Source organism: Lentzea aerocolonigenes (assembly GCF_000955955.1).
Classification (GTDB): Bacteria; Actinomycetota; Actinomycetes; order Mycobacteriales; family Pseudonocardiaceae; genus Lentzea; species Lentzea aerocolonigenes_A.
Window position 1 is genome coordinate 1 of record NZ_JYJG01000248.1, and the last position, 14322, is coordinate 14322.

Annotated in this window: 20 protein-coding genes; 6 read left to right on the plus strand and 14 right to left on the minus strand. The window is 65.9% G+C overall.

Going from position 1 to position 14322, the window contains the following annotated elements; all coding sequences use genetic code 11:
• The 5 genes from UK23_RS29585 to UK23_RS29605 form a co-directional block, all read right to left on the minus strand.
• Nucleotides 1-431 (minus strand): phage portal protein (locus UK23_RS29585; RefSeq protein WP_045314957.1); only part of this gene is annotated, 431 nt, incomplete at its 3' end.
• The gene (locus UK23_RS29590) at nt 431-640 is read right to left on the minus strand and encodes a hypothetical protein (protein WP_156213465.1); all 210 of its coding nucleotides are present in this window, start codon (nt 638-640) and stop codon (nt 431-433) included. The genes UK23_RS29585 and UK23_RS29590, both read right to left, overlap by 1 nt.
• Nucleotides 640-2037, minus strand: a complete 1398-nt coding sequence (locus UK23_RS29595) for a phage terminase large subunit (protein ID WP_052685175.1) — start codon at nt 2035-2037, stop codon at nt 640-642. Before UK23_RS29595 ends, UK23_RS29590 begins: the two co-directional genes overlap by 1 nt.
• Nucleotides 2034-2549: a helix-turn-helix domain-containing protein gene (locus UK23_RS29600; RefSeq protein ID WP_156213466.1), complete on the minus strand. Its 516-nt coding sequence runs from the start codon at nt 2547-2549 to the stop codon at nt 2034-2036. Before UK23_RS29600 ends, UK23_RS29595 begins: the two co-directional genes overlap by 4 nt.
• A gap of 4 nt (nt 2550-2553) precedes the next feature.
• The gene (locus UK23_RS29605; protein ID WP_045314960.1) at nt 2554-2949 is read right to left on the minus strand and encodes a hypothetical protein; all 396 of its coding nucleotides are present in this window, start codon (nt 2947-2949) and stop codon (nt 2554-2556) included.
• Between the two features lie 293 nt (nt 2950-3242).
• Here UK23_RS29605 and UK23_RS29610 point away from each other — a divergent pair, with 293 nt between their 5' ends.
• Nucleotides 3243-3782, plus strand: coding sequence for a hypothetical protein (locus tag UK23_RS29610; protein ID WP_045314961.1), 540 nt, complete (start codon nt 3243-3245; stop codon nt 3780-3782).
• Here the strand turns inward: UK23_RS29610 and UK23_RS29615 are convergent.
• Nucleotides 3762-4124: a hypothetical protein gene (locus tag UK23_RS29615; protein WP_045314962.1), complete on the minus strand. Its 363-nt coding sequence runs from the start codon at nt 4122-4124 to the stop codon at nt 3762-3764. The genes UK23_RS29610 and UK23_RS29615 overlap by 21 nt on opposite strands.
• Before the next feature lie 76 nt (nt 4125-4200).
• Nucleotides 4201-4755 carry an HNH endonuclease signature motif containing protein gene (locus tag UK23_RS49060; RefSeq protein ID WP_052685176.1) on the minus strand — a complete coding sequence of 185 codons (555 nt, stop codon included), beginning with the start codon at nt 4753-4755 and terminating at the stop codon, nt 4201-4203.
• A 118-nt stretch (nt 4756-4873) separates the two neighbouring features.
• Here UK23_RS49060 and UK23_RS51980 point away from each other — a divergent pair, with 118 nt between their 5' ends.
• On the plus strand, nt 4874-5437 hold the full coding sequence (locus tag UK23_RS51980) for a hypothetical protein (RefSeq protein ID WP_156213467.1): 564 nt from the start codon (nt 4874-4876) through the stop codon (nt 5435-5437).
• 59 nt (nt 5438-5496) lie between these two features.
• On the opposite strand, the gene UK23_RS29625 is transcribed toward UK23_RS51980, so the two are convergent.
• The 7 genes from UK23_RS29625 to UK23_RS29650 all read right to left on the minus strand — a co-directional run bounded on the left by UK23_RS29625 (nt 5497) and on the right by UK23_RS29650 (nt 10559).
• Nucleotides 5497-5676, minus strand: a complete 180-nt coding sequence (locus tag UK23_RS29625) for a hypothetical protein (protein ID WP_045314963.1) — start codon at nt 5674-5676, stop codon at nt 5497-5499.
• Nucleotides 5673-7205 carry a hypothetical protein gene (locus tag UK23_RS29630; protein WP_045314964.1) on the minus strand — a complete coding sequence of 511 codons (1533 nt, stop codon included), beginning with the start codon at nt 7203-7205 and terminating at the stop codon, nt 5673-5675. Before UK23_RS29630 ends, UK23_RS29625 begins: the two co-directional genes overlap by 4 nt.
• A gap of 175 nt (nt 7206-7380) precedes the next feature.
• Nucleotides 7381-7530 (minus strand): hypothetical protein, encoded by a 150-nt coding sequence (locus UK23_RS51985; RefSeq protein WP_156213468.1) that lies wholly within the window; start codon nt 7528-7530, stop codon nt 7381-7383.
• On the minus strand, nt 7527-7808 hold the full coding sequence (locus UK23_RS29635) for a hypothetical protein (protein ID WP_156213469.1): 282 nt from the start codon (nt 7806-7808) through the stop codon (nt 7527-7529). Before UK23_RS29635 ends, UK23_RS51985 begins: the two co-directional genes overlap by 4 nt.
• Nucleotides 7809-8007: 199 nt before the next feature.
• On the minus strand, nt 8008-8904 hold the full coding sequence (locus UK23_RS29640) for a tyrosine-type recombinase/integrase (RefSeq protein ID WP_045314965.1): 897 nt from the start codon (nt 8902-8904) through the stop codon (nt 8008-8010).
• Between the two features lie 50 nt (nt 8905-8954).
• Nucleotides 8955-9974: a non-homologous end-joining DNA ligase gene (ligD, locus tag UK23_RS29645; RefSeq protein ID WP_045314966.1), complete on the minus strand. Its 1020-nt coding sequence runs from the start codon at nt 9972-9974 to the stop codon at nt 8955-8957.
• Between the two features lie 9 nt (nt 9975-9983).
• A complete protein-coding gene (locus UK23_RS29650; protein WP_231114733.1) occupies nt 9984-10559 on the minus strand; it encodes a TetR/AcrR family transcriptional regulator in 576 nt (191 codons plus the stop codon).
• A gap of 64 nt (nt 10560-10623) precedes the next feature.
• Between UK23_RS29650 and UK23_RS29655 the strand changes: the two genes are divergently transcribed.
• Genes UK23_RS29655 through UK23_RS29670 form a run of 4 tightly spaced genes read left to right on the plus strand, consistent with a single transcriptional unit; the run spans nt 10624 to nt 14281 of the window.
• Nucleotides 10624-11769, plus strand: coding sequence for an acyl-CoA dehydrogenase family protein (locus UK23_RS29655; RefSeq protein ID WP_045314968.1), 1146 nt, complete (start codon nt 10624-10626; stop codon nt 11767-11769).
• Nucleotides 11770-11793: 24 nt separating this feature from the next.
• Nucleotides 11794-12963, plus strand: coding sequence for an acyl-CoA dehydrogenase family protein (locus UK23_RS29660; protein WP_045314969.1), 1170 nt, complete (start codon nt 11794-11796; stop codon nt 12961-12963).
• 15 nt (nt 12964-12978) lie between these two features.
• Entirely contained in the window at nt 12979-13728 is a 750-nt protein-coding gene (locus UK23_RS29665) for a MaoC/PaaZ C-terminal domain-containing protein (RefSeq protein ID WP_045314970.1), read from the plus strand.
• On the plus strand, nt 13721-14281 hold the full coding sequence (locus UK23_RS29670) for a LuxR family transcriptional regulator (RefSeq protein WP_082115074.1): 561 nt from the start codon (nt 13721-13723) through the stop codon (nt 14279-14281). The genes UK23_RS29665 and UK23_RS29670 overlap by 8 nt, the downstream gene beginning before the upstream one ends.
• Nucleotides 14282-14322 lie beyond the last annotated feature (41 nt).

Sequence of the window (14322 nt, forward strand, 5' to 3'; positions counted from 1 at the left end):
GACAGAGCAGGACGCACGGGCCACAGCTCGTAGGGCATGTTGCCGCGACGGCTGATGACGATCCAGCCCTCACCGGTGAGCTCGACGTGCTGCCCCACCGACTCGAAGAGGTTGACGCGGTCGAAGAAGTCGTTGGGCTCGTTCAACGTGACCAGGGCGCGGTGCTTCGTGACGAGCTCGACGCCCGGCTCACCGCACTTGGAACACACGACCGAGGAGCGAGGACGCTCGCGGTGCATGTGCCACTCCACCGAGGCGGTGGTCGTGGTGATGCGGTTGACGATCGAGAACAGCGTGCCGTTCTGCCCCATCGTGTTCATCTGCCTGAGCGCGGAGTTGCGGCCCAGGCCCCAGTTCCAGGTGCGGCTCTCGCCCTTGCCGACGTACGGCGTGGGCACGAGGTTGGCGACCATCGTCAGCGGGTTGCGCATCAGCTACGCCCCCTCGTGCCGAGGTCGACGAGCAGCAGCGAGATGCCCACCGCGGCGAGGCCGGCAACCGTGTGCAGGGTCCACGCGGCAGCGGAGAGGAAGCCGAGGCCTGAGGTCACCAGAACGCCGCTGCGCCACCGTCGGACGAAGGCGCGTGCTCGGGTCCCGATCAGCTTGGCTCGGCGCTGGAAGCGCGACTCAGCGGCCATCACACCCACCCCAGGAAGTTGAGGTCGGCCGAGCCGAGGTCCTTGTGGGCGACCATGTAGCGCATGCAGTCGCAGCCGTCGTCCTGCTCCTTGACGGGACGCTCCTTCTTGTCCGGCCCGTCCTTCGGGTTCCAGCGATAGCCTGGGATCTCCTCGGCGGTGCAGGTGGGCAGCTTCTTCTCTGCGAGCTCTCGATCGCGCTCCACGAGGGAGTCGCGCATCAGGAAGATCCGCGCCTTGCCGTCGCGCTGGCGCTTCATGCGCGCCTGGACGCGCTCGATGCCCTCCAGCACGGCCTTGTCGGCCGGGGTCGTGCTGATGCCGAGGTACTTCTCCAGCGTCGCGCGGCCCTCGGCGTCGTGGTCGGTGATGACCTCGAACGGCTCCGGCTCGGTCCAGGTGCGGTAGCCCTTGTCGATGTCGTCCAGCGGACCGAGCTCGTCACGGTCGAGGAGGTCGTCTCGCACGGTGGCTTTGGTGACCTGGCGCAGGATGTCCTTGGCGTGGTCCTCGACCAGGCGCCCGGTCATAAAGAGCTCGCGGTACAGGAACAGGCGGCCGTCAGGGTCCTCCGCCCACCATTGGCAGACGAACGGGTGCGACCAGCCGAAGTCCACGACCCAGTACCGGGGCCAGTCGTCCGGGATGTCGAAGCGGTCGATCAGGTGGTGCGACTCGTCCCAGCCGTCGTAGATCGAGCCCTCGGCGGCGACCCAGAGGCCCTTGCGCAGGCGCAGGTAGCGGACACCCGTGAGGGAGTCCAGCTTGGGCATGTAGTCCATGCCGTCGGCCGTCATCGCGCCGTCGGGGTGGAAGAAGCGCGGGTTGTCCTCGTGCACCGAGATGAGCAGCTTGATCTTGCCCTCGTTGGCGCGCTGCTTGAGGAAGTGCTTGGGGTGGTTAGGGTTGCAGTCGGCGATGATCTGCCGGTACGGCATGACCTTGCCGCGCATGCGGGTGACCAGCGACTGCCAGTCGTCCTCGGTGAGTTCGGTGCTCTCCTGGACGTAGGCCATGTCGCGCTGGGTCGACATGATCTTGATGGGGTCGTCGAGACCGCCCAGCGTGATCGTGCTGCCGTTCTCGTACTGGTACTGCGCGGGCTTGCGCTGGGAACCGCCGAAGAACTTCAGCGCCCCGGACTCCAGCTCGGCCTTGGTGAGGTCTTCCCACTCCTCGGTGAAAGAGGAGGCGAGCGAGCGCGCGGTCTTGCGCACGGCCAGGCCGCTCATGCCGGGGTGCTTCATCGCGGCGGTGTGCAGCTTGATCATGCAGCTACGGCTCTTGCCGGTGCCCGCTGGTCCACTCATGAGGACCTCGGAGTCACGGGTGCGCATCAGCTCACGGGCGGCGCCTCGGAGCTCGTGTTCGACCGTCACGATCGCGGGGGCGCTCACACGTCCTCCGCCCCAGCGAACCGGTACTCGAAGGTGACGCCGCCGGAGACCTCTGTCTTCACGGGCGCGTCGAGGCCGAGCAGCTTGGACCAGCGGTCCTCGACCTTGATGAGCTTGTCGAGCGCGGTGATCACGGGACCGACGTCGGTGAGGGGCGCGCCCTCGTTCTCGTCGATGACGGCGACGGGGTTGTCCTCGGCGTCGAAGTCGATGCAGGGCTTGCCCTGGCGGACGACCTTGCCTCCGGAGACGAGCAGGTGCTGGGCGTCGGCGATCCTGCGCAGGTCCTCACGGATCTGCTCCAGGCGCTCCAGCGCGTCCAGGCGGTACTCGGCGGTGGACTGCTCGGCGTGCTCCGCGAGCTCGGCGAGGTGCTCCTGCTTGATCTGGTGGACGCGCTGGCGACTGATACCGAACCGGCGACCCACCTCGGCACCTGAGTACCCACGGCGCAACAAGTCGAGGACCTGAGCTCTGCGCTCGGCTCCCTCGATCTGCTGCGCGGAGTTCATCAAGTCAGGCCACCAGTTCCTTCCAGGTGACCACGGCGGTGGAGCAGAGGGACTTGGCCATCACGAAGGCGGCCTCCCAGCCCTGTCGGCCGTCGTCGAGACGGATCGAGCGGAAGGCGGAGACGTCGCAGGGGACTTCCAGCGCGAGGTCGCCCTTGGCCACCGTCACGAAGCACTCGTCGTCACGTTCACGGGCTTGGGCCAGGAGCAGCGTGCGCTCGTCGTTCCAGACGCCTCGGACGCAACAGACGAAGCCCACGGGACCAAGGACGTTGGCACCGTCGAAGTAGTCACCGAGGTTGTGGACGATCCGGGGCGTCTCGACCTGGTACTCGATCACGTCACCGGCCAGGTCCACGCCATCGACGAGGATCCGCAGATCGGAAACAGGCGTGTCCATCGTCAAGGTCTCCTTGGGTCAAGGCAGGAAAAGTGGCCTCAGCCGAGGTGAAGGGCGCGAGCGCGCGGGGGATCTTCCGCCATGTTAGGCATGTTCTACACGCGTTGAAAATAACGAACGTGCATCGGATCTTGAGCTACTTCCCTTGTGTAGCAAGGAAAATTGCTACGACAGGTCCTCATCGGACCTTCGGGCACGATCAGCAACCACTTGAAACGGTCGAATGAGTGTCACGCAGATGCCGTGATGCGCGATGGACACGATGAACCCGCACCGGAGGGCAAGGAGCACCAATGCCGTTCGATCTCGCCTCCATCGCCGCCTCCGCAATTGTCGGAGGCTTCTCCGGTGTCCTCTTCGCCTCCTGGAAGATCAGGAAGGAAGAGAGCGCGAAGCGGCGCGCTCTGGCGAGGGACCGCGTGCAGGACGCAGCCGGAAGCGTCCTGACGGAAGCTGTTGCCTACCAGGCCGGATACGGCAGGCGGCGCGTGCCAGCACCATCACTCTGGATGCCCGCTGATTACAAGTGGGCTTCGATGGTCATCGAGGCGAGCCGTGGCCTGGGCTGGCTGCGCAAGTGGCTCCTGCAACATCGACTTCGGCATCTACTCGGGCCTCTCGGCTACGACTTGGTGACAGCCAAGCCCGCGATGGAGGGCGACGACCTCATGGCAGGTGTGCTCGCGGCCGTGTTCAAGGCGGATCCCACCGAGGACCCAAACGGCGTGCCGACCGGCTTCCTCGCAGTCGCGATGCAGGAGCCCAGGGATTCAAAGGAGGTCACCAAGTTGGTGCGGATTCTGAAGCGCGTCTCAAGAACGCGAATCATCTGAGCTTCTCTCTGGCCGGAAGCCACCCGAAGTGCTGCGCCTGCTCGGCAGGACGACCGACCACCCGGTGATCAGCTGCCCTGGGATCCGCACGCATCGATCTTGGTCGTCGAACACGTAGAACTCGATGAGCCTGCGGACGTCGTCGGCGACCTCGGCGAGGATCGCGCGTACGTCGGTGCCGGGCTCGACCACGAAGGTCGTGCCGCGGCAGACCTTCCCCCGGTGGCCCGAGTAGTACCTCGCCCTCACCAACCACATGCCGCGTCGGGCCTCGGTGTCGCTGTGCGGCCCTGGGTAGGTCGTGCCCTCCGGAACCACCGGGAAGCGGTGCCGCGTGTCCATGCGCCCTCCAGAAAACCTATAACCCTGCGCCATTGCTGTGAGAGGGAACTGCGCTCCAGGAGCGTTCTCGGGGCGGTCAGACGGCAGGCTGAGCGAACTCGACCGCGGGTGCGGGCCGGCATCGGTTGGCCAGGCGCCGGAAGGTGAACCAGTCCCCTCTCTGAGCGGCCAGGGACTGTGCCCGCGCGCGTTCCTTGCTGCGGTCCAGGGCCTCATAGAAGCAGCGGACACACCGACGGGCGGAGAGGTCCGCCGGCGTCACCTCGTGCCGTCCGGACTGGCAAGTACCACCGATCATCAGCCGACCTGCGTGGACGGCCTGGCGCTTGCGTCGTGCCCCTGCGACAACACGGCGCCGGACGTTCTCGGCCGCCGTCACGGCTTCGAGGTGCTCGACCCGAACGCAGATGCGCACGCGGCACCGATGGTCGATCTGGAGCTCAGGGACGAGCGGTCCGAAGTTCTCCCGCCACACGGCGATGTGCGCGAGGCGAGTGCCATGCAAGGGCTTGGGGAGCTGCGCGTAGGCGCTCCCGTTCATCCCGCCGAGGTAGATGTGACACGGGCTCTCGAAGCGGGCTCCCGCGTCCACCCGGACGTCGTGGATCGTGTTGTGCTGCAACGTGGCCACCTCCACCTCTTAAGCGGAGTGGCAGGTGGTCTGACAGGCGGCTGTGCAGGTTAAGTTGCACATCGGGATCACCGAACGATAGGTAGGCGTGTCCTACTGACGAGGGAGATCTGAAGTCTTGGCGTTCGAACCCATCACGATCCTGACCTCAGCCATCGCGGGTGGCGCAGCGGGCGTACTGATGTCTTCGTGGAAAGTCCACACCGAGGAAGGCGCGAAAAGACGTTTCGCAGCTCGTCAGACAATTCGCAAAGAAGCTACCAGGCTTCTGGTGTACTTGGCCGCAGGCAGGGGCGAGGTAAACCTGCCTGACGACTTTGACCCGACAACCCAGCAAGGATCCATTGACTGGACCGCCACGGTCCTAGAAGCAGCCCATGATCTGGGTTATGTCCGTCGAAGTCTGGTTCGAAGGCGCCTTCGACGAATAGTAGGCACCTTCACCCTTCTGCGAGCCGACGCGCAAGCTGTTATGAGCGACTTTGATGTCCGCGTAGATATAGCAAGAGCAAAAATGCTCTCGGGCATAGCAGAATCTTCTTCTCACAGCAAGACCGTCGCAAAGCTCATCAAAAAGAACACCACCGAGATCCCTGGGGGATTTCTCAAGGCCGCAATTGAGTTCCCGTTTAGCGGGCATAGAGTGCACACGGAAGTGAACCGACTTCGCAAGGCTCGATGACGGCTGCACAGCCGTGCGGCACAGCTTAGGACGTCACTTAGCCACCAAGATCGTGGCGCTTACCGAGCACGGCACAACTCCATGGCGACCATCACCCACGCCACTCGCTCGGCGTCAGCCAGGTCGTTCCACTCCGGGATCGGACCCTTGGTCTCGTTCTCGCGCTCGATGGTCCTGGCGTACGCGCGGTGCGCGCGCTTTGCCTGGTGGTGAAAGAACTTGTGCAGTTCGGCGCTCACGCCGACCTCCTCAAATGAATGCCGAGCGCCTTCGAGCCGATGAACGACAGTCCACTCACGAGTGCGTGCCCAGCGAAAGTAACGACGACCTTCGAGTTGTGCGGATGCGTCACGGACTCGTTATCGAGCACGGACTGCAGCGCCTTGGCCACACGGAACTCGTCGCCGCCGGTGTGGAACAGGAAGGCGCTGATGAACCGGCGGAGTTCGCCGGAGTACTGCCAGTCCATCGTCAACCCGCGCTCGGCCAGAGCCTCCTCGTAGGCCTTGAACAACCGGTTCGGGTCGTACGGAGTGCCAACGAGCTCCTGCGCCTTGTGTGGCTCACCCAGGTACGGCCCGAACTCGTGCTTGATGCCTTCATAGGTCTGGGTGTTCTCAGGGGCGGCGGGCTGTTGCTTCCTACGGCCACCACGACGGCGAGGAGCACCCTTCAACGCCTCGCGCGCCTTCTGGACCATGTCGACGTCCTCCGCGCGCCTGGGCAACGGATTCGCGGCCTCGTACTCAGCGTCGAACTTCGCCTGCCGCTCCAGGAACTCCTGGTGCTTTTTCTGAGCCTCGGTGGGCTGCTTGCGGCGAGCAGCGACCTGGTGCTCGATCTCCTCCGGTGTGAGGACCGGGACGGGACGACGTTCGACCGACTCCCTGGACTCGTAGTGCATGTTGCTCACGGGGCCGAGTGCGTCGAGGGCGACCTGGAGGGCTTCGTCCATGGTCTCGGTGGCGACTGGATGGCCCGAGGTCTGCTGAGGCCTCTCATCGGCGAAGATCTTGTCCAGGTCCGAGGTGAGCTCCTCTGCGGACTGGACGACGAACGAAGCATCTGGTTGCTCGTCCAGGGAGGTCGTGAAGTTCTTCAGCTCTGGCTCCTCTTCGATGTGATCGGCCACGGGCTCCTGGACGTCCTGCTCTTCTTCAGCCTGGACCTCGCTGGTCCCCCGCGACCGCGAAGCGGGCGCAGGAAGTTCTGTGTCCACGTGGTCTGACAGCGTGGTCTGTTCCGTGGTGTGTTCTGTGGTCTGTTCAAGATGCGTCAACCTGTCCCCACCCTCGGGACAATCTGTCTCCACCCTGGCGTCAATCTGACCCGCGGGTGGCGTCACGTTGTCCCTACCCTGGCGACAATCTGACGCCACCCCCTCATGAGCAGGACGGATTGAGGCCAGCTCTCCTGGACCATCGAGGACTCGGTAGAGGCTGGATCGGTAGCCACCGTTGGCGTGCTTGCGGCGTTCAACGACGACGAGGCCGAGCTCCTCCAGCTCCTTGACCGCCCGGTCGAACGTCTTGATGGACATGCGGGCACGGCGCGCGGCGGTCTCCCGGTGGGCGAAGCACTTGCCCTCGTCCTTGTGGCCCTTCTCGCGCTGCACGAACGTCGTCAGCGCCACGTAGGCCATGGCCCCCTTCATCGAGAGGGGCAGGTGATCGAGGACCCGAGCCATGACCTGGCCGAAACCGGTCTGCTCGTCGTAGGCCTCGTAGTCGAAGCCGCCGGGCTGGAGGTCGTTCTTGAGCGATGCCATACTGGCTCCGCTCCCTACTGCGTCAAGGGAGGTGGCCGTCGCTTCTGCGAGCGGGCCGGGTGGACGAGCTACCAACTCGTTCACCTCTTATGAGCAGTCCGACCCGCGCAGGCAGGACCACTCGAAACGTCACGACCCCCGAGTTCGTTGCTCGGGGGTCGTCGTTCGTTCAGGGTCAGCTCGACACGACGCGGAGCAGGCGGCAGCCCGTGAGGGTCATCAGGATCATGGCGAGGCCAGCCAGCAGCGACTGGCAGAAGAAGGCGACGGCGACAGCGGCGCAGAGGCCGGCAAACCTGGCACCGCGGATCTCCTGGCGGGTCATCGGGACACGTCCCCGCGAGCAGCGACTTCCCGGCGCTCACGGCGCACCTGAGCGGACTTCAGGCTGGCCCGGAGCATGTGCGCCCTGCGGAGCTCCACAGCGCGCTGGAGGCGAACCTCGGGAGGGAGAACGCCCTCGGGGTCGACCTCACGCTCCAGCTTGGCGAGGAAGCCCTTGCGGGCTGGTGCGGTCTCAGCCTCGCGATCGGTGGCCTTCGCCCAGCGGGTGGCGACAGCGGCTCGTGCTTGCAACGACTTCTCGGAGGAGGTGGCGGCCATCTGGGGCTCTCGCCTTCATGTCTGGCTCCTCCGGTGCGGTGCGTTCGATGTGGACACGAACAGCACAACAGGCACAAGCGTTGTACGCAAACTAGGTGTAGCTGGAATCCTTATTACACAACGGCTTCTGCGAGACGAAGACCACTCGTTCGGCGCAGTATCACGAGCTCGAAGGTGGCGTTGTCCGTCGTACTGAAGGTCAGAGTCGGTTGCCGCGCCCCAGCTTGCGTGCTGCATGAGCCGCTCGCTGCTGAGCTGTGCTGCGGCCGTAGACCTCCAACATGACGTCGCTCGTCCACCCTGCCAGGCGCTTGAGGTCACGCTCTTGGCCGCCGCTGAGCAGGTAGTCGTGGGCGAACGTATGCCTGAACCGGTGGGGGTTGATGTGGTCCAGGCCTGCCTGCTTGGCCATGACGCCCAGGCGGTCACGGACACCATCGACAGACCAGGCACCACGCTGTGAAAGGAACAGCGCCTTGGTCGTACGAGCGTGCTTGCTCTTGGCCCGTTCACGGATGTAGCGCTCAACAGCGCGGAAGGTCTTGGCGCTCGGATAGACGAGGCGGACCTTGTCACCCTTGCCGGTCACCTGGATGACCTCGGCGTCCAGGTCGACGTGGTCAAGCTGGATCCCGCACAGTTCGGCGACGCGCAAGCCGCAGTCGAAGAACAGCCGGACCATCGCCTCATCACGACGCGATCGGAAGTCCTTGCCCTTGCAGAGCTTCAGCAACGCGGCCAGTTCATCGTCGACCAGCACGGGCACCGGCTTCTCGGGAACCTCAGGCGCCTCCATCCCCGCCATCACGTTCTTGTCGCGAATCTCCTCCACGACCAACCACCGCGAGAACCGGCGCAGACCACGGAAGCGGACTGCGACCGTGCCAGGCGCCTTCGTCCCCTTGAGCTCGTTCATCCACTCACGCACGGCGAGCCGGGTGAATTCGTCGAGCTCCGGCTCCCTTCCTTCCCGCACAAGCCACTCCGAGAAGAAGCGGATGCTCTGACCGTAGAGAACCCTTGTGCGCTCTGACTTTCCGTCCGCTCTCAGCGCTCTGTCGAAGGATGCTGCGAGCCGATCAAGCCGCTCTGACATGGTTCGAGAGGTTATCAGGCGAGTGAGCGTTGTACGGATCCCGCCGATCGCTACTCTTTCGCGTTTCCGCTGGTAGGACGCTTAGCGCGCGACGGCTGCACGCGCATCGGCTCGCCCGGCATCTTCGGGTAGTCCGGCGGGTACGGCATCTCGCCGCGCGGATCGGCCGCGTACCACTCCAGCAGCGTCTCGATGCCGAACGCCTCGGAGTCCAGCCCGGCATGCAGGTCGCCGCGCTCGTCCAGCAACTTCGGCACGGTCAGCACGTCGAAGTCGTCAGGGTCCACAGAGGACAGTTCGTCCCACGTGACCGGAGTCGAGACCGTCGCGCGCGCAGTCCCCCGCACCGACCAGGCCGAAGCGATCGTGCGGTCGCGGGCGGCCTGGTTGAAGTCGATGAAGACGCGCTCGCCGCGCTCTTCCTTCCACCACGCCGAAGTCGCCTGCGAAGGCGCCCGCTTCTCCACCTCACGGGCCAGCGCGATCACCGCGTGGCGGACGTCGATGAAGTCCCACTCAGGCCGGATCCGCACGGCCACGTGGATGCCGCGCCCACCGGACGTCTTCGGGTAGCCGGTCAACCCGGCGTCGGCCAGGACCTCGCGCAACACCAAGGCGACACGAGCGGCGTCGGAGAAGTCCGTGCCGGGCTGCGGGTCCAGGTCGATGCGCAGCTCGTCGGGGTGATCGACGTCGGAGCGGCGGACGGGCCACGGGTGGAAGTCGAAGGTGCCCAGGTTCGCGGCCCACACGATCACGGCCTCTGAGGTCGGGCAGATCTCGTCCGCGGGACGGCCGGACGGGAACTTGACCTGCACCGTCTCCACGTAGTCGGGCGCACCCTTGGGCACGCGCTTCTGGTAGAACGCCTCGCCCTCCACGCCGTCGACGTAGCGCTTCAGAACCACGGGGCGGTCGCGCAGCACGGTCAGCAGATGTGGCGCCACCGTGCGGTAGTACTCGACCACCTGGCCCTTGGTGATGCCGCGCGCGGGGAAGTACGGCTTGTCCGGGTTGGACACGCGCACCAGCTGGTCACCGACCTGAAGCTCGATCGCCTTGGAAGCCACGCCGAAACACTAAAGGCCGCGGACGAACGCCGCGAGCGCCATCTCGAAGCTGTCGCGGTCCAGTTCGCGTGCTACGCCCGGCAGCAGGTGTGCGCGGTCGAGGTGCGGGTAGCGGTCCGAGTAGTCGGCAGGGTCTGCCGAGAAACCGCTGGAGAAGGTGCTCAACGCGGATCCGAACACGATGTACATCAGGCCCGCGGCGATCATCGTGGCTTCGCGGCGCGACCAGCCGGCGGAGACCAGGGCGCCGTGCAGCAGGTCCAGGCGTTGCAACGACTCGGCACGGCCCGCGGGACCGTACGCCAGGAACGGGACGATGTTCGGGTGTGACGACAACGCCGCACGGTATGAGCGTGCGCAGCGCAGCAGACCCTCCCGCCAGTCGACGGTGAACCCCGTAACGTCGACTGCAGACAGTATGGAGGATGCGATGTCGTTCAGCAGCTGGTCCTTCGTGCGGACGTGCCCGTACAGCGAGGCGGCCTGAACGCCCAGCTCAGCGGCCAGCTTGCGCATCGACAGGCCGTCCAGGCCGTCGCGGTCGATGATGGCCAGGGCCGTCGACCGGATGCGATCGGGGCTCAACAGAGGGGTGCTCGGCCGGGGCATGTGAGTTAACCTAACACTGTTCGGTTTCTCAGGAGGACCCGTGGACTTGACGCTTTCGGACGAACACCGGCAGCTCAGGGAGCTGGCGCGGCGCTTCACGGATGAGCGCATCGTCCCCAACGCCACGCGCTGGGACCGCGAGGAGGCCATCGACAAGGACCTCGTCCCGGCACTTGGCGAGGTCGGGTTCCTCGGGCTCGGCATCGACGAACAGTACGGGGGCTCGGGCGGCGACAACCTGGCCTACTGCCTGGTGCTCGAAGAGGTCGCACGCGGAGACTCCGCGGTGAGAGGCATCATCTCGGTGTCACTCGGACTGGTCGCCAAGTCGATCGCGAAGCACGGCACCGAAGAGCAGAAGCAACGCTGGTTGCCCGGCCTGACGCAAGGCACGCAGATCGGCTGCTTCGCCCTCACCGAACCCGGCACCGGATCAGACGCCGGCAGCCTCGCCACCAAAGCCACGAAAACGGACAACGGCTGGACCATCAACGGCCGCAAGGTCTTCATCACCAACGGCACGTGGGCGGACGTCGCACTGGTCTTCGCACGCACCGGCGGACCAGGTCCCAAGGGCATCTCGGCGTTCCTCGTCCCGACAGACGCGAAAGGCTTCACCGCCACCGAGATCAAGGGCAAGCTCGGCATGCGCGGCCAGGCCACCGCCGAGATCACCCTCGAAGACGTCGAGGTCGACCACGACGCCCTGCTCAGCGAAGAAGGCTTCAAGCTCGCGATGCAGGCACTCGACAAGGGCCGCATGTCGGTCGCCGCAGGCTGCGTCGGAGCAGCAAGAGGCGCTCTCGAAGCAGCGCTCAAGTACGCCAAGGAACGCGAACAGTTCGGCAAACCCATCGCGGGCTTCCAGCTGGTCCAGGAACTGATCGCCGACATGGCCGTGGAAACCGACGCCGCGAGGCTCCTGACCTGGCGCGTCGCCGACCTGGCCGACCGCGACCAGCCGTTCGGCACCGAGGCCAGCATGGCCAAGCTCTTCGCCAGCGAAGCCGCCGTGAAGGTCGCCAACAACGCCATCCAGGTCTTCGGCGGCTACGGCTACATCGACGAGTACCCCGTGGGCAAGTACCTGCGAGACGCCCGCGTCACCACCCTCTACGAGGGCACCAGCCAGATCCAGAAACTGCTCATCGGCCGTGCGCTGACCGGCATCAGTGCCTTTTTCTAGGGCATTCCCTCAAGGAGAAGAACAATGGACTTCACGCTCGACGACGAGCAGAAGGAGATCCGCGACTGGGTGCGGACCTTCGTGCGCAAGGAGATCATCCCGCTGGAGCCCGAGGTGCTGCGCCGCGAACGCGCCGGCCAGCCCGGCCTGCCCAAGGACGAGCTCAAGGCGTTGCAGGACAAGGCGAAGCAGGCCGGGTTCTTCGGTGTCAACACGCCGCAGGAGTACGGCGGCATGGGCCTCGGCGGCATGATGACCGCGCTCATCGAGGCCGAGCTCGGGCGGAGCTTCGTGCCGTTCCGGTTCGGCGGCTACGCGGACAACATCCTGTTCCACGGCAACGAGGAGCAGAAGCAGCGCTACCTGCTGCCGACGATCTCCGGCGAGCGCGTCTCGTGCTTCGCGATCACCGAGCCCGGCGCCGGCAGTGACGCCAAGGCCATCCGCACCACCGCCGTGAAGGACGGCGACGAGTGGGTGATCAACGGCGAGAAGACGTTCATCACCCAGGGCAACGAAGCCGACTTCGTGATGGTCTTCGCGATCACCGACAAGGAGAAGGGCGCCGACGGCGGCGTCACGTGCTTCCTCGTCGACCGCGACATGGGCTGGAAGTCCGAGCCCATCCCGACCATGGGCCAGTGGGGCCCGGCGGCACTGGTGTTCGACAACGTGCGCGTGCCGCACGAGAACATCCTCGGCGAGGAGGGCAAGGGCTTCAACCTCGCGATGCAGTGGATCGGTCAGGGCCGCTACCTGCTGCCCGCCCGTGCACTCGGCAGCGTCGAACGCCTCGTCGAAATGGCCATCGAGCAGGCCAAGAACCGTGTCACGTTCGGCCAGCCCATCGCCGAGTACCAGGCGATCCAGTGGATGATCGCGGACTCCGCGGTCGAGATCGAAGCGCTTCGCTGGCTCGTGCTGCACGCCGCGTGGCTCGTCGACCAGAAGCAGGACTCGCGGCAGGCGCAGTCCATCGCGAAGCTCTACGGCGGCATCAAGGCCAACGAGATCGTCGACCGCGTCCTGCAGATCCACGGCGGCATGGGCTACACGCGTGAGCTGCCGATCGAGCGCTGGTACCGCGAGCTGCGGCTGCTGCGGATCTACGAGGGCACCGACGAGATCCAGCGCCGCACGATCGCCCGCAACCTCCTCAAGGGCCACGCGAACGTACGGGGCACGCTCGGTTAGTTCTATCTTGGGAAAGTGCTCAACCACGACATCCTCGGCGTCGTCGAACGACAGGTCCGCACCTGGTCGCGAGACGACGCCGAGGTGTACGCGGCGGCGACGGGCGGCTACTCCCCCGCCTTCGCCATCCCGTTGCTGCAGCACGGCGGCCCGCAGCTCGGGCTGACCGGCGCCGACATGACCCAGGTCCTGCACGCCGAGCAGTCGCTGTGGCTGCACGAACCACTCCCGCGGCAAGGCTCCGCGGTCGTCACCAAGACCGTCACCGGCATCTACGACAAGGGCTCGGGAGCGCTGGTCGTCAGCACCTGGGAGTCGGCGTACGCGAAGACCCGCTCGTCGTGCTTCCTCAAGGGCGAAGGCGGTTTCGGCGGCGAACGCGGCGACACCCGCGCCTTCGAAGTCCCCGGCACCGAACCCGAGGTCGGCTACTTCCGGACCACGCGGGACCAGGCGCTGCGGTACTGCGAGACCGGCGACGTCAACCCGATGCACCACGACGAGGAGTTCGCCCGGCGCGCAGGCTTCGCACGACCCATCCTGCACGGCCTGTGCACGCTCGGAATCACCGTGCGCGGCAAGCACTTCACCGAGCTGCACGCCCGCTTCACCGCCCCGGTGCTGCCCGGTGACGAGCTGAAGATCGAGCACTGGCCGACCGGCGAGTTCCGCGCGTCGACAGGCGACGGACAAGTAATCATCGGATGGGTTCGGTTTTCCGAAGTGGACAGCCCCCGAAATTCCGGACGATCGGGGCATGAGTAGTGCCCTGGCGACCGTGGACTCCGGACTCGAACCGGTGCGCGTTGCGGTGGAGTCCCGAGACCTGATCAGCGCGGCCGGTGTGACCCACCTGTTGAAGACATCACCGCGGGTGCGGGTGGTGCAGGAACGTTCGGACGCGCACGTCTTACTCGCGATCGTGAACGAACTCTGCGCCCAGCAGGCGGCCAGGCTCCGGGCCATCGGCTCGTCGCGGATCGTGGTGATCGCGGCACGGGTGCACGACCTCACACCCTCGATCGCGGCCCAGGCGGGGCTCGCGAACCCGTTGCGGCGCGCGGACGTCAACGCCGAACGCCTGATCAGGCTGCTCGTCGCCGGACAGGCAGTGCAGGAGCGGTCGACGGTGCTGAACGACCGCGATCTGCAGCTGCTCCGGCTGCTGGCCGACGGCGCGACGATCGCGGAGGTCGCGGCGCGGCTGTTCTGCTCGGAGCGGACCGTCAAGTACGCGCTGCACCAGTTGCTGGAACGGTTCGGGCTGCGCAACCGGGTGCACGCCGTGGCCTGGGCCATCCGTTCCAATCTGCTCTAAGCCGCGCGGGAAGCGTGGTACTGGTCCCAGGTGATCGTGCC

Bases quoted from the DNA above. Each gene is read 5' to 3' on its own strand.
- UK23_RS29590 (WP_156213465.1), bottom strand. From the start codon at position 640: ATGGCCGCTGAGTCGCGCTTCCAGCGCCGAGCCAAGCTGATCGGGACC.
- UK23_RS29640 (WP_045314965.1), bottom strand. From the start codon at position 8,904: ATGTCAGAGCGGCTTGATCGGCTCGCAGCATCCTTCGACAGAGCGCTG.
- UK23_RS29630 (WP_045314964.1), bottom strand. From the start codon at position 7,205: ATGGCATCGCTCAAGAACGACCTCCAGCCCGGCGGCTTCGACTACGAG.
- UK23_RS29610 (WP_045314961.1), top strand. From the start codon at position 3,243: ATGCCGTTCGATCTCGCCTCCATCGCCGCCTCCGCAATTGTCGGAGGC.
- UK23_RS51985 (WP_156213468.1), bottom strand. From the start codon at position 7,530: ATGACCCGCCAGGAGATCCGCGGTGCCAGGTTTGCCGGCCTCTGCGCC.
- UK23_RS29670 (WP_082115074.1), top strand. From the start codon at position 13,721: ATGAGTAGTGCCCTGGCGACCGTGGACTCCGGACTCGAACCGGTGCGC.
- UK23_RS29600 (WP_156213466.1), bottom strand. From the start codon at position 2,549: ATGAACTCCGCGCAGCAGATCGAGGGAGCCGAGCGCAGAGCTCAGGTC.
- UK23_RS29605 (WP_045314960.1), bottom strand. From the start codon at position 2,949: ATGGACACGCCTGTTTCCGATCTGCGGATCCTCGTCGATGGCGTGGAC.
- UK23_RS29635 (WP_156213469.1), bottom strand. From the start codon at position 7,808: ATGGCCGCCACCTCCTCCGAGAAGTCGTTGCAAGCACGAGCCGCTGTC.
- UK23_RS29660 (WP_045314969.1), top strand. From the start codon at position 11,794: ATGGACTTCACGCTCGACGACGAGCAGAAGGAGATCCGCGACTGGGTG.
- UK23_RS29615 (WP_045314962.1), bottom strand. From the start codon at position 4,124: ATGGACACGCGGCACCGCTTCCCGGTGGTTCCGGAGGGCACGACCTAC.